Source organism: Paraburkholderia sp. SG-MS1 (assembly GCF_012275575.1).
Lineage (GTDB): Bacteria > Pseudomonadota > Gammaproteobacteria > Burkholderiales > Burkholderiaceae > Paraburkholderia.
The window spans coordinates 37,971-64,202 of the sequence record NZ_NPIH01000136.1 but is presented as its reverse complement, the minus strand read 5'-3'; the positions used below and the strand labels follow the sequence as shown (position 1 = coordinate 64,202).

17 protein-coding genes are annotated in these 26,232 nt (G+C 61.3%); 5 read left to right on the top strand and 12 right to left on the bottom strand.

What is annotated here, in order from left to right; genetic code table 11:
• Positions 1 to 58 precede the first annotated feature (58 nt).
• From CIC12_RS10705 to CIC12_RS33040, 4 genes are all read left to right on the top strand, one after another.
• A complete protein-coding gene (locus tag CIC12_RS10705; protein WP_168664087.1) occupies positions 59 to 1,054 on the top strand; it encodes a YqaJ viral recombinase family nuclease in 996 nt (331 codons plus the stop codon).
• A gap of 68 nt (positions 1,055 to 1,122) precedes the next feature.
• Entirely contained in the window at positions 1,123 to 2,049 is a 927-nt protein-coding gene (locus tag CIC12_RS10700; protein WP_168664086.1) for a recombination directionality factor, read from the top strand.
• On the top strand, positions 2,046 to 2,981 hold the full coding sequence (locus CIC12_RS10695; protein ID WP_168664085.1) for a hypothetical protein: 936 nt from the start codon (positions 2,046 to 2,048) through the stop codon (positions 2,979 to 2,981). Before CIC12_RS10700 ends, CIC12_RS10695 begins: the two co-directional genes overlap by 4 nt.
• Before the next feature lie 102 nt (positions 2,982 to 3,083).
• Positions 3,084 to 3,587, top strand: a complete 504-nt coding sequence (locus tag CIC12_RS33040) for a hypothetical protein (protein WP_238812518.1) — start codon at positions 3,084 to 3,086, stop codon at positions 3,585 to 3,587.
• 673 nt (positions 3,588 to 4,260) lie between these two features.
• Here CIC12_RS33040 and CIC12_RS10685 read toward each other — a convergent pair.
• From CIC12_RS10685 to CIC12_RS10640, 10 genes are all read right to left on the bottom strand, one after another.
• Complete coding sequence (locus tag CIC12_RS10685; RefSeq protein ID WP_168664084.1) at positions 4,261 to 5,829, bottom strand: hypothetical protein; 1,569 nt, start codon at positions 5,827 to 5,829, stop codon at positions 4,261 to 4,263.
• 272 nt (positions 5,830 to 6,101) lie between these two features.
• Positions 6,102 to 8,567, bottom strand: a complete 2,466-nt coding sequence (locus CIC12_RS10680; RefSeq protein WP_168664083.1) for an AAA family ATPase — start codon at positions 8,565 to 8,567, stop codon at positions 6,102 to 6,104.
• A complete protein-coding gene (locus CIC12_RS10675) occupies positions 8,503 to 9,969 on the bottom strand; it encodes a hypothetical protein (RefSeq protein ID WP_168664082.1) in 1,467 nt (488 codons plus the stop codon). Before CIC12_RS10675 ends, CIC12_RS10680 begins: the two co-directional genes overlap by 65 nt.
• Positions 9,959 to 13,246: a DEAD/DEAH box helicase gene (locus tag CIC12_RS10670; RefSeq protein WP_168664081.1), complete on the bottom strand. Its 3,288-nt coding sequence runs from the start codon at positions 13,244 to 13,246 to the stop codon at positions 9,959 to 9,961. Before CIC12_RS10670 ends, CIC12_RS10675 begins: the two co-directional genes overlap by 11 nt.
• A 7-nt stretch (positions 13,247 to 13,253) precedes the next feature.
• On the bottom strand, positions 13,254 to 14,648 hold the full coding sequence (locus CIC12_RS10665; protein WP_168664080.1) for a protein kinase domain-containing protein: 1,395 nt from the start codon (positions 14,646 to 14,648) through the stop codon (positions 13,254 to 13,256).
• Complete coding sequence (locus CIC12_RS10660) at positions 14,645 to 15,343, bottom strand: PP2C family serine/threonine-protein phosphatase (protein WP_168664079.1); 699 nt, start codon at positions 15,341 to 15,343, stop codon at positions 14,645 to 14,647. The genes CIC12_RS10665 and CIC12_RS10660 overlap by 4 nt, the downstream gene beginning before the upstream one ends.
• Complete coding sequence (locus CIC12_RS10655) at positions 15,344 to 16,165, bottom strand: vWA domain-containing protein (RefSeq protein ID WP_238812516.1); 822 nt, start codon at positions 16,163 to 16,165, stop codon at positions 15,344 to 15,346.
• A gap of 27 nt (positions 16,166 to 16,192) precedes the next feature.
• Positions 16,193 to 16,597: a DUF4258 domain-containing protein gene (locus CIC12_RS10650; protein ID WP_238812513.1), complete on the bottom strand. Its 405-nt coding sequence runs from the start codon at positions 16,595 to 16,597 to the stop codon at positions 16,193 to 16,195.
• A 43-nt stretch (positions 16,598 to 16,640) separates the two neighbouring features.
• Positions 16,641 to 18,005 (bottom strand): sigma-54 interaction domain-containing protein, encoded by a 1,365-nt coding sequence (locus tag CIC12_RS10645; RefSeq protein ID WP_342030520.1) that lies wholly within the window; start codon positions 18,003 to 18,005, stop codon positions 16,641 to 16,643.
• A gap of 194 nt (positions 18,006 to 18,199) precedes the next feature.
• The gene (locus tag CIC12_RS10640; RefSeq protein WP_168664076.1) at positions 18,200 to 18,595 is read right to left on the bottom strand and encodes a hypothetical protein; all 396 of its coding nucleotides are present in this window, start codon (positions 18,593 to 18,595) and stop codon (positions 18,200 to 18,202) included.
• 351 nt (positions 18,596 to 18,946) lie between these two features.
• On the opposite strand from CIC12_RS10640, the gene CIC12_RS10635 reads away from it, so the two are divergent.
• On the top strand, positions 18,947 to 22,750 hold the full coding sequence (locus CIC12_RS10635) for an AAA family ATPase (protein ID WP_168664075.1): 3,804 nt from the start codon (positions 18,947 to 18,949) through the stop codon (positions 22,748 to 22,750).
• A gap of 1,151 nt (positions 22,751 to 23,901) precedes the next feature.
• Here CIC12_RS10635 and CIC12_RS10630 read toward each other — a convergent pair.
• Complete coding sequence (locus CIC12_RS10630; RefSeq protein ID WP_238812511.1) at positions 23,902 to 25,101, bottom strand: YagK/YfjJ domain-containing protein; 1,200 nt, start codon at positions 25,099 to 25,101, stop codon at positions 23,902 to 23,904.
• Positions 25,101 to 26,171 (bottom strand): hypothetical protein, encoded by a 1,071-nt coding sequence (locus tag CIC12_RS10625; protein ID WP_168664074.1) that lies wholly within the window; start codon positions 26,169 to 26,171, stop codon positions 25,101 to 25,103. Before CIC12_RS10625 ends, CIC12_RS10630 begins: the two co-directional genes overlap by 1 nt.
• Positions 26,172 to 26,232 lie beyond the last annotated feature (61 nt).

Below are 26,232 nucleotides of genomic sequence, written 5' to 3'. Positions count from 1 at the left end.
CGTCATACGGCCCGGGCGGGATCTTCCCGCCGGGCCTTCTGCTTTCCGGAGGTTGCAAATGGCTTTGCCTGAATCTTCCCGGCGCAGCCGGCCCCGGCCCGCGTTGCGGCTCGTGGAAACGAAATCGCTTTCGCGCGAGGACTGGTTATCGGCGAGAAAGAACGGGATCGGTGGCTCGGATGCAGCCGCAGCCGTGGGACTGTCGCCGTACATGAGCCCGATCGAACTGTGGATGATCAAAGTGGGCCTCGATGCGAACCTGCCGAAGCCCGACGCGAACGATACGACCGAGCCCGTGTACTGGGGCACGCTGCTCGAGCCCATCGTTGCCGCGTCCTACACCCGTCAAACCGGCCACCGCATACGGAAGGTCAATGCCGTGCTCCAGCATCCGACGATACCGTTCATGCTCGCCAATATCGATCGTGAAGTCGTGGGGAACTGCGACGTGCAACTTCTCGAATGCAAGACGGCGGGCGAGTTCGGCGCGCGACTCTGGCGTGACGGTGTGCCCGAGTACGTGCAATTGCAGGTCCAGCACCAGCTCGCGGTCACGGGCAGACAGGCGGCCGATGTAGCCGTGCTGCTTTGCGGCCAGAAGCTCGAAGTGCATCGGGTGATGCGCGACGACGCACTGATCGCACGGCTGATCGAACTCGAAGCGGCCTTCTGGCGTCACGTCGAAACCGGTACGCCGCCGCCCGCCGACGGCTCGGACTCGGCGGATCGCGCGCTGCGCTGCCTGTATCCGGGCGCAGGCGGCACGGTCGATTTCACGGGCGACAGGTCGCTCTCGGCCACGTTCTCCGATCTGGTCGCCGTGCGCGCCGAGATCGAGAACCGGCAGGTCGTCGAATCGAAGCTGAAGCAGACCATCCAGCAGGCGATGGGCGAGGCCGACCGGGCCGAGTTCGAGACGGGTGCGGTGTCGTTCAGACGGAGCCGGGACGGCGCTGCCATCGATCTGCAACGGCTGCTGGCCGACCACCCCGCGCTTGCCGCGCAGTACGCCATCACAAAACCGGGTTCGCGCCGGTTTCTCGTGAACACCTGAATTCCTGACGGTGCTGCTTCACCCTCTCTCGCTTCATTTCCAGCTGCTTACATATACAGGAGAAGTCCATGTTGAAAGGCCTGAGCATCACCCCGCCCGTCATCGGGCGGATTTCTATTGGGCGCGTCACCGAGAAGAATGGCAAGCGGCTGCCCGAGCGCGATGACCAGTTCACTCTCACGACCCAGATCCAGAGCCGCGACGGCTGGCTGCTGCATCCGCTCAATGAGACGCTGCGCAAGGCCACCACCGGCAAGCTGCGGGCGCTCCCCGTACGGTTCCTCTTTGCCGACCCGGACCTGAACCTGCGCGCCGAATATTCGTGTTTCGACCGCGAGACGGGGCGGCCTGTCTGCGTCGGTAACGGCGAAACCTGCCGGCGCGCCACGGACGCCGGCATCGAGGCACTGCCGTGCCCGTCGCCGGACGGCTGCGCGTTCGGCCAGGGCGGCGCCTGCAAGCCCTACGGCCGACTCAATGTGTTGATCGGCAACGAAGACGAACTTGGCTCGTTCATCTTCCGCACCACCTCGTACAACTCGATCCGCACGCTCGCCGCGCGCCTGCATTACTTCGCTGCCGTATCGGGCAACCTGCTCGCCTGTATGCCGCTCGAACTGAAGCTGCGTGGCAAGTCCACGACGCAGAGCTACCGTTCGGCCATCTATTACGTCGATCTCGGCGTGCGCGCCGGCGGTTCGCTCGAAACAGCAATCAGCGAAGCGCGTGAGCTTGATGCGCGACGTCGTGCGGCCGGATTCGACCAAGTCGCTCTCGATACCGCCGCGCGGGCCGGCTTCGGTAACGGCGCGTTCGAGGACAGAATCGAGGACGGCGCGGCAGTCTCGGACGAGTTCTATCCGGCCCCGTCCCGTGACGATCATGGCTGCGGTGATGACAACGTCAATACCAATGCTGGCGGAAAGCCCGCGGCATCCAGTCTGAAAGACCGGCTGGATCAGCGCGCCGCATTCCTCGGCGGGAAGGCCGCATGACCCACCGTCCGGCATTCGCTCTGGCTGTCGCGGCAACCTCCACCGCCGTCTGCATGTCGGTCATCGCCGGCTGGCAGCGCGGCGGGTGGCTGTCGGAGCGGCTGGTGTGGGTCGCAGTGAGCGTCGTGCTGATCGGCGGCGCTCACCTGCTGCCCGCGCTATGCCGGTCCGCGCCGTTCGCGGTGCGCGGTATCGGTACGCTGCTGTGGCTCGGCTGCATGGCTGCCGCATCGTGGGGACATGCGACGTTCTTCCTGCTGTCGCAGTCGCATGCGGGCGAGATGCGGATGTCGGCCGTATCCATCGCCAGGGCGCCGCCTCACCGGTCACTGACGGCCGTCATGGCGGAGCGCGCATCCGTTGCGGCCGGTCTGGCCGTCGCCGATGCGCAGCACTGCATCCGTGACTGCCCGACGCTACGAGTACGACGAACCTCGCTGGCTGCCCGGCTCGATGCACTCGACGCGGAAGTGACCGACGTGCGGCGGTATAAGGCCATTGAAGACAGTAACGCCTCGCATCGTGACGCCGCCCGTAACGACCCAGTCACGGCACGGATGGCCGTGCTGCGAGGCGTCGTGGATGCCCGGCTCGAACTGCTCACGAGTCTCGTGTTCGCGGCCGTTCTCGAAGGCATGGCCTGCCTGCTGTGGTGCATCGCGCTGCTGACGCACGGCAGGTCTCCCGACACGGATCGTCGCGACCCGGTACCCGTAGTCACGACCGATGTGCCCGACGTGACTATGGCTGACGTTTCTATCGTGGCTATCGTTCCTGCCGTGACCGAACCCGAAACCGAAGTCACGAAGCTGCGTCGCGACATCGAGGCCGGTCTCCTGCGTCCCACCGTCACGAGTATTCGTAAGCGCCTTGGCTGCTCCCAGGCCAAGGCGGCTGCCCTGCGCAAGCTGCTTATCGACCCGACGGCATAAACCGGGCGCGTCCTGCGCCCGTTCTCCCTTCCTTCACATTCTGCGATCACGCATCCGGTTTTTCCGGAGGCCCGTACTCGTCCTGATTCCGGAGTCATCCCCATGAGCAACACCAACCGTCTCAAACCGTTGTTTCATCTAGGCCGGATGCTGGTCACGCCCGAAGCCCTGAAGCGACTGCGCGCCAACCAGATTCCCGTCATCAGCGTCATGCTGCGACATATTGCTGGCGACTGGGGCATCTTGTCCGACGACGACGGGGCGCAGAACGACCTGTCGATCGCGGCCGGACTACGCCTGCTGTCGGTCTACCCGATGCCGGACGGCTCGCGCATCGTCGTGGTTACCGAATGGAATCGCTCGCACACCACCATCGAGCTGATCGAGCAGCTGGTTTCCCGCAATGCACCGCAGTGCCCGCCTGTGACTGTTCATGCCTGTTATCCAGGGCAATGGCGTGATCTTAGGCGACGCGGGTTATCCCGACTACTCGGGCTGTCCCATCCGCAACCACTAGCTGTCGGGTTCGACGCTGACCGTGAGCCAGGAAGCCTGGATTGCGACGACGAGCAACTGGATTACCAATCCGGCTGGCGATGCCGTTGACAGCGACCTGAACGGTGACCGGACGGGCAGCCTGATCTCGATGTCGAATGCGAGCGGTGGCTACCTACGACCACGGCGTCCGTCAGCGGACGGCAGACGGCAGACGAGTTTGCCGCACAGGCGGAACTCAATGCGCATGCAAACGCACAACTTCAGGCCAACTCAGACGCCCAAGGCGCGTTCCGCCGCAGTCTCAGCGTGCGTTCAACGCCACCACGATGAATTTCATAAGGAGACGGGGACCTTCACCAACTCGCCAACGCTGGAACAGACGGCACAATGGCAAAAGCAATGCGAGGCGGCTCCCGGAGCATGAGGCGAAATCCGGACAGAACCGGGCCGGTACATACTCGTGAGCGTTTGCGCTGAAGATACAGCGCGTGAGGGCGGCAACCACTTTCGTTGAAGTAATTGCCGCCCCTTGGTAGCGCCCATATTTTTTTGTCGAATTGCACAAAGCGCGAGGCTCGTCGTTGTCAACATTGATTGACGCGACAGAGACGTTTGGCCGAGTTCGACCGATTCCCAAACGGTCGCATCGCTCGCGATCGAAAGGCCGTTAGCTGAGCGGTCCGGTCATTAAACTGGCTTCTCCGGCACAGCAGGTGGCCCACGGCAAATGTTAATGACGAGACGCTCCCACTTCAGCAGGAATCTGTTCGAGACGTGGGGCCTACGGTTCGTGAATCGGTCCCACGTCGAACTGACTCGACCATGAACCAACGCGTTCAAATTGCTCGTTCTGCCAGGATGCCAGACCCATTTCACCGATCCGCAGTCCGCGGCGGCGATATATGCCCCAATGCGTTCCGCATGATTCACATTGCGCGGTGAAGTCGCCGCTGCGAGGCTTGAACTTCGCCGACACACCGCAATGGCGGCATAAGCCAAGCAGGTTGGTGCGGGCCACAGCTCTTGAAATCATCGTCTTGTTCTCCGCGTTGAGCGAAGAATTGTTCAGCCACCTGAGCAGTTCCTCTTGTTCCCCGGCACGAGACGGAGCATCGACTCTCCATTGATTGTTCTGTACTGTGCCCAATCCCTTTTGCGCAAACCACTTCAGCGCTTCTTGCGGAATTCGCCTGAGAAACCGTCCATAAGCCTCGAATACGGGAAACCACACGAATCGCTCGATAATCCAAGTAATCCGCTCTTCCCCGTAAAAGTCGAACGGGTTGATCACACAACTGTCCGCACTGGGACGCACGTATTCCAGCACGTCGGTCCGTGAGTTCGAAGGCAAACACGCGATGACTAGCCGGCCGGTCGCATCCGGCTTCATCAAGCCCGCGGGTGTAATCGGTTCCGTCAGTGTAGGAACGATGACCAGAGCGCGTTCATCAAGATTGATCGTGATTTCGGCATTGACAAACGATACGCGTCCCCGCGCCTGCCCGAACGTGAAGCCGATGGTGTCCGCGTCCGGCCGCGCGTCGACCAGCGCCATGTTCGACAGCACGCGATGCACCATCATGCGCAAGTAATGTGCGTAGTCGCCGAGCGCCTCCACGTTGTGCGCAAAAACTTGCTCCGGTCTGGCCTGTTGCTTCGACCGCGTTCGATACTTGCCCCACAGCGTGCGCAGATGCTGGTAGTGCGAGTCGTGCATGAGGATATTGGTGTGGCGCAATTGTGCGGGCACGCGCGCCACGCGCGGCACGTTCCGATAGAGCTCGCTCTGCCTGAGCATGCCGATATGTAACTTGGCGTCTTGCAGAACCGCTAGGGCATCGTGCGAATCATCCAGCCCACGCTTCGTCTCGGCCGGGTCCATCGCTTCGCCCCAGAGTTCGAAGAGACGCTCGCGTAGCCGATGATGAATGTACTCGGCCTGCTCGAGCTTGCGCCTCTCCTCGTACTGCTCCGTGATCCGCCGGGTCTCGGCGAGACGCCAGCGCAGATAGTCGTCGAGTTCATCGAGCAAGCGCGCGTAGACTTTGTTCTCGTAGATAGACCAATCGTCCTCGCTGAGCAGCGCGAGCAGCCGTTTGGGCGACACGCCGAACAGGCTCTGGCTGTGCCAGTTCTCTGAGTGTGCAGCGAGATGTTCGACGGCCCTCGGAGCCATGCGCCGCACGCGGTGAATCTGGCTCAGTTCCGCCTCGTATTTCATTGCGTAGCGCGGCCGGTGCGCGATCTCGGCGAGATGACCTTCGTCGATCACACGTTTGAGCGTGCGGTCCCGGTCATCAAGCCGCACCGAATGCGCCAGTTCGCCCGAAAACAGCGGCGATGGCGGCATCGAGGGCGTCGCGCGATACTGCGCAGCCAGTGTGCGTACCGAACGCAGAATCAGCGATGCAACCGCATCGCCGTCGGCTCGGCGCACGCTCTCGTTGAAGTAATGCGGTTTGCCATCGAGCATGCAACGGTCGTAACCGTCGCTCATCAGGAGCGCGTGGTCTTCGAGCACAATCCTGCCGTTGAGCGTGGCACGTCGCAGTAGCCGGTAGCGCCCAGGCTCGACCATGTCCGGCAACGTGACGGACTCGCCGAGGTAGCGGTCGAAAACTTTCACGCGCCGCGCTCCAGACGCTTGAGATCGGCCTCGATCGCGTCGAGGCAACGCTCGGGGAACGCGCCGTCCGTAACTCTGGCGAAGACATCAAGCAGCGCCTGTTGCACGCGCTCCAGCGTTTCGGCACTGGTGTCGTAACGTCCGGTCACCTTGCCGCTGCGGAACACCCGAATCGCCAGCAGATGATCCAGCCCCTGCGCGATACTGCCGCCCGCCGCTGCCACCACCGGCAGAAACTTGCGTGCTTGCCGCTCGAAGCGGTTGCCCCAGCCGATGCCGAAGTGTTGCGCCAGCACGCTCGTGAGATCGCTGTCGCCGATGATGTCCAGACGCTCATCGATAGCCTCTCGCGCTGACTTCTGCGTTGCCTTGAAAGCCTTGTCGAGCGACTCAAAGGCAATGGTCCTCGGGCGCAGGCGCTGCGCGATCTCGAAGCGCCCTTCATGACGCGGCAGTTCGAGGACGAAGGCGCGGTCGTGAGTCTTGTCCGCGAGTTCGTTGGTGGTCTCGTCCTGATTGGCCGTGCCGATGAACCAGAGATTTTCCGGCACCAGAATCTCGCGACCGTCACGCAACTGCTGCGGCGGATTAGCCGGGCTCGTTTCCACCAGACGGATCAGGCGGTCGTCGCCTTCCTTTTCGAGTGCGGACAAGAAGTCGGCGAAATACTGCTCCGGACGCGACAAATTCATTTCGTCCAGCAGAATTATGTTTACCCTGTTTTTCGCCGACGGCGTCGCCGCGCGATACATCGCCTGCAGACATTCCTTCTCCGCGAAGCGCCGCTCGAATGTGTTGTAGTGGCCCAGCAAGTCACTGCGATCGCGCCACCCCGCCTGCACAGCGATATCCTGACATTCGCCGCCAACGACCTTCGCGAAAGCTTTTGCCAGACTGGTCTTGCCCGTGCCGCTGATACCTTGGAACACGTGCAATTGACTCATGGCGAGACCACCGAGAAACAGTTGCAGGTCTTCGGCGCGGAAGTACAGCGGATTGTCCGGCTGCACGCAGGCCAGCCGGATCCTAAGTTCGTCCGTGAATGTCTTCAGGTCGTCCACCGGGTTGACCGGACGCTCGATTTGATACGCCGCATCCACATCCATTCTGGACAGTTCCACGAACGCGGAAGCGGACTTTCGGCCGTCAGTCATTTTTCCGATGGTCGTTTCCAACTCGTCTAGATGCAGCTTCATGGCCTGATTGCGGACCTGCATGATGTGAAGCTCGTCGGCTGCACGCTGCCGCTGGAGTGCCTCCATGCTCTTCGTATGCGCGATCTGCTTGTAGCCTGCCAATTCGATGCGCAACTGGTTCACTTCTTCCACCGCGCGGTCACGCTCCTTGCAGGCCGCGTTGAACTCGTCGATAGTGGCCTGCGCCTCGAGTTCTCCTACCTGGCGTTTGAGCGCCTTGTTCTTGTCCTCGAGTTTTTCGAGTTCTTGCAATAACTCCGCGGGAGCGCGATCGCCCAGCGTGTCGCGCAGGTCGTCGTAGCCGTCGAGTGTGTCGTTTGCTTCGTCGAGCTGGCGCGCCAGCGACTCGTTCTTCTTGCGCAACCTGTCAATCTCCTGATCTCGTTGCGCCAATTCGCCTTCGAACTCGCTGCGTACCCGCTCGCGCGACATGCTCTCCATCTGCTCGCGCGTGCGTCTGTGCGCATCGAACTGCCGCCGGCTCTCCTCAAGGCCTTCCTCGCGTGCGTCCAGTTCCGCTTCCCGCCCGGCAATCCGGTCCGCGCGCTCGGCCAGACGGCGGCGCACGGCATCGCTCTCCGTCTGGAAGGCATTTTGGCTTAGCGTCAGTCTTTCTTCGATTTCGACGGCAAGGCTCGCCCGGCGCGCCTCCAGACGCGCGTTCTCATCTCTGAGTTCGTGCAGCGAGCGCTGATTCTGCCGCGCGAAGCCATGGCGGGCATCGCGTTCACGGTCCTCGATCTCCCGTTCGCGGTGCGTAAGCGCAGCATCTCGCGCACTAAGGCTCTCCTCGCGCTCACTCTGCAAAGCCTCGCGCTGTCCGTATTCGCCCTCTCGCTTCGCGAGCGCGGCTTCGCGTGCTTCGAAACCGGCCGAGATCGCATCGGCGGTGTGGCGCTCCTCGTCCAGCCTTGCCTGCTGGTTGCGCAGGGTTGCGGCGATTGCATCAAGGCGCCCACTTTCCGGCAAGCTCGCGGAGACGGGCGACGGGCTTGCCGCAAGCATGCCATCGGTCGTCTCTGTCTTACTTTCTTCCTGGGGGATCTTCGCCGCGCCCCATAGCGTGTTCAACAGAGGCGACGTCTGCGTCTTTGCACCGGCGCTACCGTGCCCATGATGACCTTGGTGCCCGTGAGCACCGATTCCGTTGTTGAGCGCGGGTGGACCGCCGCGATTGGGCTTATGGTTCTTTTTTGCCATGTCAGTAAAGTCGTTTGAAGAGCGCCATCCACTGGACGGCGAAGCGAGCATGTCCGAGGGATTCATCGCGATCGGCCTGCTGACCCGACGCATGTCCGCCCACCTTGTTGCGATAATTTGTCAGCTCGGTCAGGCGAACCAGCTGCAAGGCATCGGCGCCGACTTCGTGATAGGGATGCCTGTCTTCTGCGTTTGCCACGAAAAGCGTGGCCGCCAGCAGCCCTTTGAGCGGCTGTTCCTGTGACCTGAGCGCGGCCTTGATGACACTTCGCTTCTGCCCGGCCAGCGCGTCGACGAGACGGGAATCGATGCCCGCACCGCCGATGCGAAGCGCCGCGAGTTCCACTTTGGCCTCCTGACGCGACCAGTTCGTGTTCGGCCAGTCAGGCGAAGACGAAGTCCATTTGCGCAAGAGCCATTGCAGGACCGCCTCAAGCAGGCTGGCTGCTTCGCTCATCAATGCGCCCAGTTCTTCGGGATGCGAGCGCTTCTGTCCTTCCACGCGTTCGGTCAGCCGCAACAGGCGAGCGAGGTGATGGCGGATCAACTCATGATGAGCGATATACGGATGGCTCGCGTCGATCTCCACGGCCACCATTTCCTCGATTCGCTCCATCCATTCTTCGGCAGACTGAGCGTTTGGCACTACTTCTGGCAGCAGCCGTTGCATGAGGCGCACGATATTTTCATTGGCTTTGGCCAGTTCCAAGAACGGCTTTCTCAGCCACGGCACCGCGCGCTTGATGCGAAAGGGATCGCTGACCAGCCAGCGGTCGAGGCCGCTCTCGTCCCGGTACAATTCGCACCAGAGATAGACCTGCTCCGGCGTATCCCCGATGCACTCGATGGTATCGAACACGACTTCCGCCTGCGTGTCGCCCCTCTCGCCACCCGCCGTACCGACATCGCGCCGATACAGGCGATGCGCGCGCATCATGCGATCAGGATCGAGCGAAGCGTGCACTTTTTGGTGTAACAAAAACGGCTGACGCTTGTGTCCTGAGTCGCGGTCCAGCACGAAGAAAGGACGGTTTCGATCGTTATGGCCGGATGGCGCGATCTCGGACAGCTGCGTGCTGAAACGGGGCAGCCATTCGCCACTCACCGCATCTTGGAACGCGTAGCCCGCCTGGAGCGAGGCACGAACCTCTTCTTCGCCGTCAAGCAGTTGAAGGCCTTTTTTCGTCACCCGGTTAAGGTTGTCGACCCAGCCGCCGGGCAGCAGCTCGACTCCGATGATGAACCGCACGAGTTCCGGATCCAAGCCCGTCAGCGCAGCAAGCTGCAGTGGGTCGTGCACTCCCGCTCGCGCCAGTCCGAGCAAGGTTTCCTGAAACAGATTGAGCGTCGAACGCCGCCGTTCATCGGGATATAGAACTTTCCACGCATACACCGGCCAGAGCAGATCTTGTCGATTGCGCGCCGTTGGGTTCACGCCCGGCACATGGCAGTAACGTTCAGAGAACATGACCATGCTCGCCCTTGCACAGTTGAAGGAACGCGCTCAGCGCGGGCACGGCCTCGCCTGCACCCTCCCATTCGGCCATGGCGCGGTCGCCGACCGCGATCAGCAGCGAGCGCTGCCGGCTCATCGCGACGTTCATGCGATTGCTCAAGCGCAAGTGCCCGTATTTTTTGTTCGCGCTTTTTTCGAACGCCTCGCCGCTTGTCCCGAGCGGGTGCACGTTCGAACGAACGATGGACAGTAAGACGATATCGAACTCCTTGCCCTGAAACGCGTCCACAGTGCCTACGCGAAACCGCTCTTCGCCGTTGCGAGTCGTACGATACTTTTCGTCGATCACCCATTCGCGGGTTTCATCGTCGCGGCACGCGTGTCCGCTGCGCATCAGTTCACTAAAGATTTCATCGCGCTGTGCGCTGTAGAACGTGATGACACCAACGCTGACTTCGTCGCCGCATGCCTCGAGCAGGCGCGCGGCTTCCTGCGCTGTGCGGATGGCTTCGGCGCTTCTGCGCCAACTCGGCAGATTGGCGCGCGTTTCCTTGTTCGCGCCGCCACCGGCAGGCACGTCGATCCAGCCGCACACGCAGTTTTCGTGGCCTGGCACGTCCGAGAGGAACGCTGACGCCGGACGGCCCGACTTCACCGGATCCAGCCCTTCCTTCTCGTAGAACTCGCGGCTCACGAAATCGCCAAGCATTTCGTGCATGCGGAACTGCACGTCCAGCATCACCACGCGCGGCACGGTGTCCTGTTGTTCACGCTCTTTTAGCTGATCTCTCAGCCGCTCGAACAGGCTCGTCCTGTACGCTTCGCGCTGCTCGTCGCTGAGATCGTGCGCACGGGCGACCTCGTCTTCCACCTCTGGTTCGAGCAAGTGAGGCAACTGACGATGATCTCCGACCAGCACGATGCGGCGCTGCGCCATCGACATCGGAATGAACAAGTCGAGTGGATTGGCGCGTGCCGCCTCGTCGACAATCACGGAGTTGAAGGTGATGCCCGTCGCGCCGATCCCGCTCAGGCCCTTCAGGCTGGCCATGTGCATGCTCGCAGCCTGCTGACAGGTCGCACCGACAATCATGGCGTATTCGCGCACTGTGTCTGCGGCGCGCACCGAGTCGAAGGCGAGCGCGTCGCGATAGCGCATCAGTACTCCGGCCTTGCCGAGGCGCGACACCTTCAGTCGGTCTTCGATGCCCGCTTCGATCGCGTTCAGCAGACTCAGGCCGCGCGCGTCGAGCCGGTGCTTGACGCTCCGTGGACGATAGTCGGTGACCGCGTCAAGCAGCGCGCCTCTCAGCGCCTGCACCGCCTCCCATGGCATGTCGTCCCCCTGCTGTTGCGCCCCGAGCGCGCGCAACCTTGCAAGCAGAGGCTCTGGCACGCCGCCCAGCCAATCGCATGTGGCAGTTAGATCGAGCAGACGCTCGCGGCCGTCATCGGCGAAAGCGGCCGGCGTCACGCGCAGGCCGCGCACCTTGCGCGACAGCAGCGTCGTGTTCTGCCGGCTGAGGGGGGCGGCTACCGGTGTTTGTGCGACGTACACCCGCCAGTCTTCCAGCAGATTCGATGAGATACGCAAGCCACTGCGCGATGCCGCGAGCGCTTCGAGACATTCCGTCAAATGCCCAAGTTCCGCACATCGGCGTTCCGGGTCGAGCGCCGTGAGACGCAGCGTTGCGAGCGCTTCGCGCAGCCGATGCAGCGTCGCAAGATGCGGTTCGCCGGATTCGCAGGCCGCGAGATTCTCCTCGACCGTGGCGCGTGTTTTCCTGCACCAATGCTCGATGCGATCATGTCCCTCCGCCGATTTGCGTCCGCCTACCTTGATGCCTGGCAAGCCAAACACCTCGGTCCGATGCAGCGCATTTTCGACCGCGTCATGCTGAAAGCTCGAAATCAGCACCTGGTGCCGCACGTTCTCATGCTCGCCCAGTTCCGCGATGCGCCGCTCCAGTGCCGCGATCACCTGCGTCTTGCCGGTTCCCGGCGGCCCGATGATCAGCGCGATGTCCGGCGTCTCCAGCGCAACCTTGATGGCTTCTTCCTGACGCGGCGTCGGCTTGCCATTTCTGAAGCAGGCGCGCGCCGCAGGTGAAAGCGGTGTATACGGTGTTTTGCGCGCGGGCGGCATCGATACGTTCTGTAGCAGATAGCGCAACTGTGGCATCCGCCGGCCGCCATCGATTTCGGCCCGCGCCTTGCCGCGGCGCTCCTGCACCGAACGGTCACCTGCCAGCGACAGCGACAGATAGCCCTGCTCCGGCGGCCTGCGCCACGACCGGATAAGCAGCAACCCGGCCCGGCCCATCTCCGGCGTCCCGCGAAAACGGCGCGACTGCGCGACCTTGTCCAGTTCAATGCGCCAATCAGGATGTTGCGCGCTCGCTTCGAGTTCAAGACTGCCGTCGGCTTCGAGCGCGCGCCAAGCATCCAGGAAACGGCGCAGTTCCTCCGGTGCAACGTCGAAGCGCCAGACGCCGCCTTCATCGCTCGCCTCTTCGGCGCCGCAATACTCCAGCACGCCCAGCGATGCCGCCTGCCGCTGGCTGCGCTGCCATTCCTGTTCGCTGTATTTTTTCCACAGCGCAAGATAGCTGCCGTTGTTCTGCACCGACTGATCAAAGCTCGCCCGCGCCGCCGGGGTCAACAACCGACTGGCGGCGGTGGCTTCCACGAATTCGAACGCGCCGTCCATCCGCGTCCATTCGAGTCCTGTCGCGCGCTGCCGCCACAGCCGGCGTACGACCACACGTCCACCGGCCTCGCCTTGCAGATACATGCGCCACGACTGGCCGATCAGCGTCCAGTCGCCGGTACGCGACCCGGATTCTCGCAAAACTGCCACCCACGACTTGTGGCCTTCGACGACGAACTCTTTCTTCAGCCAGGCGAGCGCCTCGGCCGCATCGTAGAGATCGATGGCGTTGCGTTGCACGAGCGTAGCGATGTTCTGTTCATCCACCGCGATCTGCACGGGTTCGTCGAGCAGCGTCCAGCCCGACGGCAGGATGGTCTGGAGGTGGAACGTGTCGTCCAGTTGTTTGAGCAACAGCCAAGCGAGATCACGCCGGTCGGCGAGCAATACGAAGCTCTTCGAACAACTGTCTGGATCCAGTTCGATAAGGTTGCTTTCGTAACCGAGCCAGAGCACGCCGTCCGCATCGCGCGAGACAGAAACTTCGACATTGCGGCGCAGCGGCACGGCGGCCAGACCGCCGGTGGCGCGGACAAAATGGACGTCGGATTCGAGCAGGGGGAAATCAGCGAATTGCATGGGCGCCTCACCACTGGAATTGCCAGACATGGCAACGCTCTTCTTCACCGAGACAAAGGAAATACTGCTCATTCCTGTTCGTGAACGGAATGACCTCGCGACGCTTCAGCCGTCTGAGCGTCGCGCCGGCGCCGGCCTGCAGGAAAGTGTTCATTCCTCGAACCGGATCGATGCACAACCCGTCGTCGGTCAGCAACAGCGTGCACCAGAGATCGCTGAGCGCGTAGCTGAAGGTTCCAGGCGGCGAAGTGCGCAGCTGCACGGTCGTGTGGTTCAAAATTTGATGGAAACCCGTGCGCAGGAGATTGTCATCGCCGATGCCCGGCTCGTCCTTCAGTTCCGGCGCACGCAGGCAGTGACGCAGCAGCAGATGGCGCTCCGGCACTTCTTTGTGATCGCAGAAACTGCACTGTAAATTGCGATTGAAATAGAACATGCTGCCGCAATCGTCGCACTGCACCAGCATGTGCAGCGCGAAGTCCAGCGCCGCGCGCCATTGCTGCATTGAGGGACGTTCGAGCGGCGCGGTCCGTCCGGAGTCGAAGCATTGCTGGAAGAGTTCACCGAGGCGCTTCGAGATCACCGAATCGCGCGGAATGCCGGACGAGGCGCGATTGCTCTCGTCGACGGAGTCGTCGATCCACGGCAGTTCGCCGCGCAGCGCGCGCTGCTCTTCATCCTCGTCACCATCGTTCACCTGATCACCCTTCAGAGGATGCTGCATCCTCAGCAACTGATAGGCGATGACGGCGAAGCTCCAAGCATCGGTCACGCTATCAATTCCCGATACACCCCGCACGACTTCCGGCGCACCGTACCCGGGCGTGTAGATCGAATCGACGCTCGTCTTCGACAGCGCGCTGATGTTGTCGCAGTCGATCAGCCACACTTCCGAATGCTCGATCGAGCGCGACACAAAGACATTCGCCGGCGAGAGATCGCCGTACGCCAGTCCGCGCCCGTGCAATTCGGCAAGCGTCCCGGCGAGCCCCGCGAGCAGACGCAGACGCCGCGACAAGCCGCCGCTCTCCAGGAAACCCGGCATGCCGCTTTGCAGCGGCGCGTCCAGCAGGCGCTGGAGTGGTTCGAGCCCGTCCATCAATTCCATCACGTAACCGTGACGCGGACTGACGATCATCGCCTGTGGCCGCGCAACCTTCAGGCCATCCAGCGGCAAACGCTTGACGCGCTGTACCTGCTGGAACCAGCGCGCGGACCGGGCATCGCTAATCGGCAACCGGCTGACCTTGACCAGCACGCCCGGCGTGTCCGTCAGACAGACAAGGCCCTGGCCGCCTTCCGACAGCGAATCGATCAGGAGATAGCGGCTCCCGCGCTCGTCTTCCACCTCGCGTTTGCCTCGCGGCTTCTTGTTGTTTGCTGCCTCATGTGTAGCATTCATCTGCTGTCTCGAAAAATCAGGGCGATCGATTTGTCATCGTTGTGCAATGCCGTGGGCCATGCTTCCAGTTGCCGCTCCAGCCAGCGCCGGCCCGCGCGGCGGCTACGCGCGCGTGCCTGCGCATGCAGATGATCGAAGAAGGCTCCGAGCCGTTCGGGACGCAAATCGTCGGCAATGCCGTCGGTCATCAGCATCACGCCATCGCCGGGTTCCGACAGCGCGATACGCGCCGTCCTCCACGCGGAGAACGACTTCGTTACGCCGAGCGCCTCCGTCTCGTTGCCGAAGCCCGCGCGCGCGCCGCTCAGCACGCCAAACACGCCCGCCGCTCGATAGAGCGCGAGCCCGTCCCCGAGTTGGATCAAATGACATACGCCATCCGCACCGCAGCGGGCCGCGAGCACAGTGGTCGCGAAGTCGCCTGGTGACGATGGCAGCGTGCGCAGCCAGCTTTGGTAAAAATGCTGGATCGACGCGCGTGCGTCGGGCGCGGCGTCATCGGCGCGCCACGCGCGTTGCGCGAGCCGAACGGCGAGTCGCGAGCCGACCCGACTGCGGGCGCGCGAACCGAGGCCGTCGGCCACCGCGGCGAACCAGCCGCCGCGCTCTCCGCGAATCCGTACAGCATCCTGATTGGACGTCGCATCAAGACGATGTCCCGGTCCGATCACCGTCGCGCCCGTTGCCCGCAACATTCAGAAGTCCAGATCCAGGTCGTCGTCGCTGGGACGATCGGCCAGCGAGAGCGACACCGGCGTATTCGGCGTGGTGCTGCGTGAGCGAGTGGTGACGGACATAGTCACTGCGCGGAAGAAGCGTGGAATATCCGTTGCCTCATGCGCTTCGAAGAGCGGCGATTCGACATCGTTGGCAAAGCGTTTGAGCATGTCGGTGTCAGCATCCGCGCCGATCGCCATGGCGAAGCGCGTCGCTTTCTGGGCGCGTTCGGCGCGGCACAGCGCCTCGAACGCCGGCTCCCAATCGTCGGTAGGCTGGCCGTCGGAGACGAGCACGAGCACCGGCCGATAAGCTCGCGACGAGATCAGATCGCGATCCTCGATGAGTAGGCGCGCCTCGTTGAACGCCGCGCCCATGGGCGTGCGTCCCTCGGCGCACAGCGTCTCCATCGACGAAATCTGGTGCGCCGGCGCGAGCGGCAGATGCACGTCCGCGCGGCTGCCGCCGAAGGTGATCAGTCCCACCTGAATCTCCGCTCGCATGCGGGACTCGACTGCGAAAGCCGCGATCATGTCCTGCAGCGACTGATTCAGCGCTTCAATCTTGCCGTCTTCGGACATACTGCCGCTCACGTCCGCCAGCACGATCACCGGAAGAGGCCGCGCCTCGGCGACCGTGAAATCCTTGAGCTTCGAAGTGTTCATCTTTGTGTTGTTGCCTTCGTTTTCGAGGGGCGCCTGCGCGCCGCCGGTAAAAAATCGGTCATGCTCTCGTCTTCGGACGATGCTCGTGCCGTAGAAGCGGCTGTAGTTGTCTTCGAGGTATTTGGCGAAACCCATCTCTATCCCTTCTCGAGTTTCAGTGACTCAATGACGCGCCGTGTGGCGGCGCTTGCCCGGCCGGATTCGGCGCAAGTCGTGGTTGCGGTAGGTCGTGACCACGGCGCCGTCCGCTTCGACCAACACGTGAATGCCCGCCGCGCGCTGCAAATCCAAGCCACGGCGCGCGTGACGCTCGACTTCCTTATGCCCGATGACCCGGAACGACAGTCCGCGCTCGTGCAGCGTGCGGCCATAGCGGAGGACCAGTTCGAGCAATTGAGCAGTAATGCCGCGTTGCTGCATGCGCAGGGCCGCGTGAGCGGTGACCCAGTGGAGGCGTGTGTCGTTTGGCCGGTCGATCTCGATGTGCATGGTGAAGTCCTTGTCGGGAATGCCTTCGATAATGCGAGAGGCATGCCCGTCGTACCGCCGCTGATTTCCAGCGTCCATTCAAGGCCTTGCATGTTCAAGCGTGGTCTCGCCGCCATACCGTTCACAGAAAATCTTTTGTTTTGGAGAGATTTTTTTGTGCTTCATCGGACTCCAGTCCTTCAGACTCCATGCCGTGCTTGCGCAGCCAGTAGGAAAATGTCTGATAGTTTCCGAACCCGAGTAGCTCCGCTGCTCGCTTCTTGCGCTGGCCGCTCGCGGTCATCGCGCGGGCAAGATAATGACGCGTCACTTCGTCCAGCACATCCTGCAGATCGAAGCCGCCGCCGAGTGCGCGCCCCATTACCGGCTCGTCCGGTTTCGCGGTAATTAGCAAAGCGGCGCGAGCATCGCAGTCGGTGATGGTCCGGTCCTGCGACCAGATGGCGGCGCGCACGAGCGTGTGATAAAGCTCGCGCACGTTGCCGGGCCACGCATGGCTCAGGAAAACGTCGCGAGCCTGCGGCGAGATGTCCTTGTGCGGCGCTTCCGGGCCGAGCCCCCCTTCTGCATTGATCTTTCCCAGAAAATGATCGACGAGCAGCCCCAAGTCAGCGCCCCGTTCGCGCAGTGACGGCAACGACAGCACGCCGACGGCAAGCCGGTGAAAAAGGTCTTCGCGAAAGCGTCCGGATGCGACATCGGATTGCAGATCACGATGTGTCGCCGCGATGATCCGTACATTTACCTTGACCGGGCGCGACTCGCCCAACGGCGTGATCTCCTTTTCCTGAAGCGCGCGCAGCAGTCGCACTTGAGCATCCAACGGCAGATCGCCGATTTCATCGAGAAAGAGCGTGCCGCCGTCTGCTTCCCGGAAGTGTCCGGGCCGGTCGGCCATCGCTCCGGTGAACGCACCTTTCCGGTGACCGAAAAGCTCCGAATTTGCGAGTTCCTTCGAAATGGCCCCGCAGTTCACTGCGAGAAACGGCTGCGCGGCGCGCCTGCTCGATGAGTGGATGGCTTCGGCGAACAGTTCCTTTCCAGTGCCCGTCTCGCCGAGAATCAGCACCGGCACGTCGAAGGCCGCGATGCGCCGCGCCCGCTCAATCTGCGTGGCGATGCCCTGATCCGCATGGATAATCTTCTCGAAGCCGGGCACGGGTACACGCGCATTGGCGAGCCGTTGGATGCGGGCATCGCTGCGCTGCAGATATTCGGGAAGAAAGTCGCTGGCGAGGTCGAATGAGAAATCGACGGTTTCAAGTCCGTGCTGCCTAGACGTCTGAATCAGATGGGCGGGAAAGCGCGTCTTAGCGAGCATGATCCAGATCGCCGCCATCGCGGGCGTCCCGGGACTCAAATGGAAGGTCAGCTCGACGCCGTGGCGCGGCAGCCGCGCCTGCCCCAGCTCGTCGCTGACCTTCTCGTAAATCTCCGCGTAGTTGATCGGGCTGACGAGTTCGACCTCGTGCAGTTGCGGTTCCACGCAACCGGTCTTTCGCTCAAGCCATTCGCAGTAAGCGCGGCTGCGCTGAAACGGATGACTGGTCAGCAACAGGATGCGATCGAACCGACCGCCCGCGCCGACCGCCGAAGCCACCGGACCCGCATCGCCGCTGTCTGCTTCCGCGCATTGGAGGTCGGTCATGCCGATCCATGAGACGAGCCAAGACTCGGTCTTCATGCCATTCGGGTCGGTTGGAGCGGGACGGTCTCGCGGGAATCGCTTACCTTGCGGCCCCAATAGCCCAGCCCGCGCTCGACCGCGAGCGCCCGCTCGAAGTCATTGAGCGCGATGTCGTGTTGCAGGGAGTCGAAAATATCCTGCCAGCACCCATGACCGCCCGCGTACTCGCGCCGCCGCCATTCCGCGGCGTACAGGACGAAGCACGCGCATTCGGCCGGTGCACCTGTTCGCCGGGACACGTCGCGCAGCTGTTTGCGTGATTGCGCGAAGAGCGTCCGCAGCTTCAGATACTCTTCTTTCGACACCCGATAGGAAAACAGCCTGTCTCCACTGGGATGCTGCGACCGCCGCGCTTCAAGAAAGCGCTGAAGCCAAGACGCGAAATCCAACTGTGTTCCCCCCGATCCTTCGCTTGTTTTTGCCGCGCACTATTTTCGGTTTTTTCCTCTGCGCGGCAGCGCAACATTGGTCTTTGATAGCGAGCCCGTATTTCGGCCCGTCTTTCATCATTTCTTGAAATCCGTTTGATCGCTAATTTGTAACGACTTTTTAATCTTGTCAACATTCCCGTCGTGTAGCTTGCAAGGTTACGCGCTTTCTGTTGCAAGCATGAGAAAGTCGCTCATTTCCCAGCAAGAACGCGTCCGGCTTGCCGATATCATTGCGTCGCGTGCCGACGTGGCACAGAAAACAGGCGGTCAGCATTTTTAGGTTCAACTATAGAGACAGGAATAAAAACTATGTCGATGATTGCCGGGGCACGGGAACTTCCCTCACAACACCTGACGGTCCGCGTTCCATGGCATGACAGCGACTGGAACGGCTCTATTTGCAAGCTCCCCTGCGAAAACACGTCCTGCATGGTCTTGCCTCGCATCGGGACAGGACGGTCCGATGCCGGCGAGACAGTGCTTGCCGGCAAATCCATTCAGGGATTTTCGGAGCAGGACTTGCCGCCGTGTGTTGACGAACACGGCACATTCATGGCGCGCTTTCCCGTCGAGAAGTTGAAGAAACACCCCTATCAGTTCGTGGCCTCTCATGCACACTTCTCGGAGACTCCGCTCACGTTCGAGCCTTTCGCCGCCGCAGCGATTCCATTTCGCTGGATGCTCAAAGAGACAGTGCAGGGATCGAGAAAGGACAAGACCGCAGGACTCGCGAGGGAGCTACAGCTGGGCTACGATCCGGCACGTGAACCCGAAATGGCCAGTCATATTCCTGATACCTGGATTCAGGAAGGAACGAACCAACTGGTGATGCTCGATACGTTCTTCAGCGCCATCCGAAAAGATGAATCGCTCGTTTTCTTCTACGCCAAACGCACGCCGTTGTCCGATTCGCCCAAGCGAGTCATCGTTGGCGTCGGACGGGTCAAGGGTAAAGGGGAACCCGCCGAGTACCGGTACGCAGCCGGCAAGCGTCCCGCCAATGCCATCTCGGGTTTCCTCTGGGAACGCTCGATTGCGCATTCGATCCGCGTCGATGCGAAGGCGCCCGTCGACGGGTTCCTGCTGCCGTACCGAGCTCTGCTCGACATCGCAAAAGAAGACGTATCGCTCGAGCTCGAGCGCTTCGTCGCGTTTGCCCCGGACGAAGCGTTCGAACAATATTCTTTTGGGTCTGAGCTTCTGAGTCAGGACAACGCGATTGCATCGCTGTTATCGATTGAGCACGCCTTGCAGGAGATCGCCAAGCTCACGGATGGCCCGTGGAACGAATACCGTAGGTGGATCGATACCGAACTCAACCGGCTCTGGAAGCTGCGCGGTCCCTACCCAGGTTTCGGCGCTGCGCTGGTGGCGCTAGGCGTAGAACGGGGCAACCTGCTCGCGTGGCATCTGGTCTCGCGCATCGAACAAGACAATGCTCGCTCCGCATGGGACGTTTTCGAGGATGTTCTCGACGCGCCGCACACTTTGCCAAAACACTTGCAGGTGTGTGTCGGACCTACGCTTGCCGAAAAGTGGCGTCGTCTGGACGATGGACGCAAAGATCTGCTGAAGTTGCTCAGCCGGTTCGAACTCAGCAACGATCAAGCTTTCTACTGGTACGGAAAAGGTCGCAACACGGACGGGCTCAATGTCACCGACGCTCAGCTTCGCCAGAACCCCTACCTGTTGTTCGAGACGCGCGCGGAGCATTCTTTGCCGTTCGGCGCGGTAGATCGCGGCCTTTTCAATGCGCGGGAACTCGAAGGCTCCCACGAGTTGCCGCCCGAAAGCCGCGTCTACGAGAGCGCGGACCTTCGCCGGGTGAGGGCGCTGATCGTGGATCGGCTGGAACACGCCGCTGTCGAAGAGGGGCACACGATTCTACCCGCCGATTGGATCATCGACCGGGTTCTGGAACTGCCGATCGAACCGCCATGCATTCTGGATAGTGAACTTCTTCCGTTACTCGACAATACGCTCGCGCCAGCGCTAGCGCTCGTCGAGAGCGAAGACAGCCGCTTCTATCAGCTCAGCCGGTATGCGCAAGCCCGTTCGTGCATCGCTGACGAAATTGCTGCGCGCCACAACCAGCCGAGTCTCGAAGAAGAGCACGACTGGCTCAGACTTGTCAACGACGCCATTGAGCAATCCAACCCGGCTTCCGAATGGGATGAGCAGGAACAAGCCGCACGCACGGAGAAAGCGGCGGCGCTGCGAATGATTTATCAATCGCAGATCAGCTTGTTGATGGGCGCGGCGGGAACCGGCAAGAGCACGCTCATCAAGGCTTTGTCCCTGATCCCGGCGGTCAGGCGTCAGGGCATGCTGCTCCTGGCGCCAACCGGCAAGGCGCGCGTGCGGCTCGAACAGGCAAGCGGCATGGCCGGACAAGGCAAGACGATCGCTCAGTTCCTGAACGCTTACCAGCGATACGATGGCGCCACGGGCCGCTACGCGATGCGCCCAGACGCGGAGCGCTGCGGGGATCATCGCACCGTGGTCATCGACGAGTGCTCGATGCTGACCGAAGATCAGTTCGCAGCCACACTCGACGCACTGCAGAACGTCGATCGGCTTATTCTCGTAGGTGACCCCAAACAGTTGCCACCTATCGGTGCGGGCAGGCCCTTCGTGGATATTTGCCGAAGACTGGAGCCTGAAGGCGTCAAGTCGATGACTCCCTGTGTCGCGAAGGGTTACGCCGAATTGCGTGTGACGCGACGTCATGCGGCGGGCGAACGGCGCCTCGACCTCGCCTTCGCCAACCTGTTTTCTGACGCCGGTCATGACGAAATGCCGAACGACCTATGGGATCTCGTTGCAGAAGGTGGCGCAAAACAGATCGAAGCGGTTAATTGGAATACGCCCGAAGAACTCGACCGATCCTTGAGTGAATCGCTCAGGAAAGAGCTATCGCTCTCTTCCGTCGACGACTCGAAGCGGTTCGAGGAAAGCTACGGCGGAACCGAATTCGAAGGACGCGTGTATTTCTGGCCAAGAAAAAAGGCGGAAACCGAAGGCGGTGCGGCCTCGAAAGCGGAAGACTGGCAGATCCTCTCTCCGTTGCGCCAGTCACTGGCCGGGTCAGACGCCCTCAATCGGCAACTGCAAGGACGGTTCCGCAGCCGGGCCCTTGAACTCAGCGGCAAGAGTCAGTACCGTCGCATTCCGCGGCCATTGGGCCCGCATAGACTGCTCTGGGGCGACAAGGTAATCAACGTACAGAACAAGTCGGATCGACCGTCCTGGCCTAAGCTCGAAAAATCTTACGTCGCAAACGGCGAAGTCGGCGTCGCGACCGGCTTCTTTAAAAGAAGAGAGTCGAAGCAATTCTTCGAGCAGCTTGAAGTTGAAATGGCGACGCAGCCGGGCATCGCTTTCACGTTCAAATCCTGGGAATTCGGCGCAGACGCGACGCCTCCTCTGGAACTGGCCTATGCATTGACAGTGCACAAGACACAAGGCAGCGAATTCGGCACTACCTTCCTCGTGATTCCGCACAAATGCCGGACATTGACGCGGGAAATGCTCTATACGGCGCTCACGCGCCATAAGCGAAAAGTCGTGCTGCTCGTGCAGGGCGCCTTGCGGGAGCTATTTGCCTACACACATGACTCCGCCTCCGAAACCAAGAGACGTCTGACCAACCTGTTCGAAACGTCGCGTCCCGTCACCATTGCGCTGGGGCATCGGCAGGTTCAGCTCGACGATCGGCTGATCTACCGGACCGCGAAGAACGAACTGGTGCGCTCGAAAAGCGAATGGATCATTGCTGACAAGCTTCACGCCGCGGGCATCGACTACGCCTATGAACCGGATGTCACGCTCGCCGGTAAGTTGCGCTGGCCGGATTTTGTCATTCGTGACAAGCGAAACGTGACATGGTACTGGGAGCACCTGGGCCGGATGGATCTGAAGCGTTATCGGGACAATTGGGCGAGCAAAGCGCTCGCCTATCGATCGGAAGGCATCGTGCCGCTTGAGGATTATGTGCCCGGTAAATCCAGTGGTGTGTTGCTTACCACGATTGAAGACGGCGTTGTAACGAATCTGAGCGAGCAGATTTCGGCCACGATCACGCTACTCCAAAAGGGCATCCGTCCGGCATAGCGTCCAAGACAGCAAATTACCGATCTCGCATCGCCCCCCGCTGCCTTGTTACTTGGCCGGATGGCTACAATGTGTCCAATCCAACAAGCACTTGACTTGGGTTGGGCGATCGTCGGCAGATGACCAACGACCGTTTGCCGAGTTGATCTGACACGTGAAGTTCCGCGCGACTTATTAAACGAAATTCGCGTTTTGGCTGGCATGTGCCTCACAAGCTTCGAATACGAAGCCGACACCCAACCCTCAAATGTGCAGCGGATCGCTGCGTCCCTTACTGGCCTGAAGCCGCAATTTGCACTGGTCAAGGCTCCGCTCACGAAGCCGTGGACAATGCATCCGGTCACAACGGAAAGATCAGACCTCGTCCCATAGGTCGCCTACCGCTGTTATGCCTGCAGCAACGGACCGCACTGTGGTCGTTTCAATCAATATACCGATAGCGTAAAAAATCATGCGTTCGCGATTTCGCTATACGAAATCGGACCGCTCTCGTCGTTCATGTTCGACATTCAATGTCGTCTTCTATGACAAGTCGGTGCTTAGCCATCCTTGTCTAGGGCACGGATAATCTCGATGCAGAGACATCACCTAGCCAACAAACCATTGAATACATAACCTATAGGACTCTATAACCGAAATTCACAATGGCGTGGGACCGCTGAAAATCAGGCAAATTCCATCGAAGCGACGGCGGATTCTCTACCGCTGGTGATAAGCGCCGCGCTACGAATTGTTTCGCAAGTGATCGTAGCCACGCATATGAACGATGCCCAAACTGCGTAGAAAACCATCAAGCAATTCATTAATCAACGGAGCCGTTCGACGGCCGAAAAGCCATGCCAGGCGAACGTGTCACACGTTTCGTAGCGCGTTTTGCTACGGATTCGTCTCGTCACCCCATCGCATTCCAAGGGGAATTTTTATCGGCCACGCGCTATCTGGTGAGCTGAGGATTCGTGGTCGTTGCGGGCACCCGATTCGCTCGTCCAACCGCGCTCGCACTCAAGACGAAACAGCCGCCTAGAAGCAGTCCGCCGTCGCCATGGAAGAGGAGTCTGGCGAGTTTGTCGCGATCGCCGGAATAAAAAACGGGACGGGAGTTTGAATCCCGTCCCGCGACGCCGCGATGCACGACTTGCTGTCCGCAGAAGTTACGCGGGCGTGCACATGCGCGGCTTCGGTGGCCGGCCCGCATTGCTCGTGCGTTTGCCGGCGGGGGTGAAGGTTCCCCAAGTATCCGAGCCGCCCGCGGCCTTCACGCACAACGCCTGATCCTTTTTAGCGAGGTAGCCGATGACTTTTTCTTCAAAAATTTCAAGCGTCTCCGGGTCGTTGTCGAGGTGGATCATGCCGGTGCCGATCTGCCTGTGCTTGTCATAATTCCCGCAGTGAGTATATCCAGCATCTTCCGGCACGACGTTGCACCATTGCGCATCGATCCGTTCAAACCACGTCTGGGCGTCCTGAACACGTGAGCCGTCGAACATGAACACCCAATGGAAATGGTGCCCCTTGCGCTGCGTCCATTCGAGCTTCCAGATTCCGCCAACGAGATCGGTCCGGACATGCGTTAGCGCGCGCAGGCGGTTCACCAACAGCGCGTGGTGGGCTTTCGCCAGATCGATCGACACCCCGACTGCGAGCTCCTCGCGATAATACAGATCCATGCGGATCACGAAAATGCGGCGCCGCTTACGGAAGTACTTGTGAACGTGGCGCATCATCGCCTTGAAACGCTGCTTCGCTTGTGACGTGTTCCACTTTTCGAGCTGATCGAGTTTCCGCGCCCTAGCCACGGTACGAACCGCGCCGAGTAGTTTGTTAAATTTCTCGAACGCAAACGGCTCCGCCTCGTTCGACCGCAGCCACGGCGGCGACTTGAAGTCCTGAAAACTGTACTGATCAAACTGCTCGCTGTGGCGAACGTCAAAAAATACCTGCGCCAGCGGACGGAATCGGTACGGCTCCACCGTCTCGATGTCCGTCAGATACTTACCGGCCATCAGGGTCTTGCCGAAATACTCGCCCAACGGCAAGCGCGTGAGCTCGGTGAGAAGGCCTTGCTCATCGCGCCGATCCTCGAAGCCGCCATCGTCGGACGCGAGAATTTCCCTGACGAAATTCTCGGCCTCAATAGCCCGGCTCGCCAAAAGATGCCATGCGGTGCCATCCGCCTCACCATCGCGCATGTCCACGACCGTATTGCGGATCAGTTGATGGGCCGCCGCAATGTCCGCATGGATTGTCTCGCTGCGGCGGTGATGATCGTTGTTGAACCAGATGTAACGCGCGCCCGGCGCAATGAACGGGGAGCTGCGTCCAATCTGCTCACTGAGTGCCATGGATTCCATCACACCTCCGCGCCGTCGATGCGGGTGCGATACAACCGCGCGAACCGGCCCGCCGTCGCCTGCCCGCATTCCAAAAATTCCCGGATCGCCGCCTGCGTCGGCTTTAGCCGTCCAGCCGTCACGGCCGCGTGGATGTCGCCCAGCACGCAATCGTCGTCCGACCCGGCCGAAACGACTGCCGGTGTCGCGGCTTCGACCGTCCCGGTCGCGAAAATCGCCGGTTCGTCGCACGCGACCGGTGCCGTACCCTCCACCAGCTTCGGCGCGACTGGCTCGCGAGCGGATGTCCGCGAACAGACTTGGGCCACCCACAGCCAGCCCATAATGGCCGCCCCTTCGAGCACGACCGCGAATACGGCGGCCTGCGCCAGTTCTAATCGCGGTTCGGTCGTGCCGACCCACGCTGCGACCTGCGACACGACCGGATCGGCTCGCTGGCTCTCGCGCAATGCGTCGGCTCGTTCGGCTTGTGCGGCGAGGTGATCGTCTTCGACTTCGCGGCGTTTCACCCCGTCCATCTCAGCATCCAGTGCGGCCAGTTGCGCGCCCAGCTTCGCTTTGCGTACAGCGATAGCCGGGCAGCTTCCTATGCAGCGGCGTGCCTCAGTCCGCGCGAGATCCGTGACGACTTGAATACGGTCTTCCGCGATTTCTGCGAGACTGCGCCCGCTCAGCACATCAACGCGACGCGTAGCTACGACAGCCTGCACCAATGCGGCCCGCCGATTCCCAGCGTCGTGTCGCGACTCAATGAAAAACGTCACTTGCCCGAACATCAAAACCATAAGGCCAGCACACCAGAGCGCCGCGCCGGCGACGCGAATAGGAACAGAAAAACTGCGCTGGGCCGTCAACGCCCAATGCACGTACAGCACAGCGACACCGGCCATCGCTACGCTCATCATCCGCTGCACCGGTGTAGCCCCACGCGACCAGCCGGCATACGCCGCGACACAGAATGAGACGGCCGTCGGCAGCGCCGCGGCCGCAATCGCCATCCCCCTGAGCAAGACAAGTCGGAGGTTGGAAACCGTGCCGACGCCCGTCGCATTACGGATCGATTCTTTCATTTTTTGTTCCTTTTTCGCGCCCTGTGACGCGAACACAGATGTTGAGGACGCACCGGGCCAC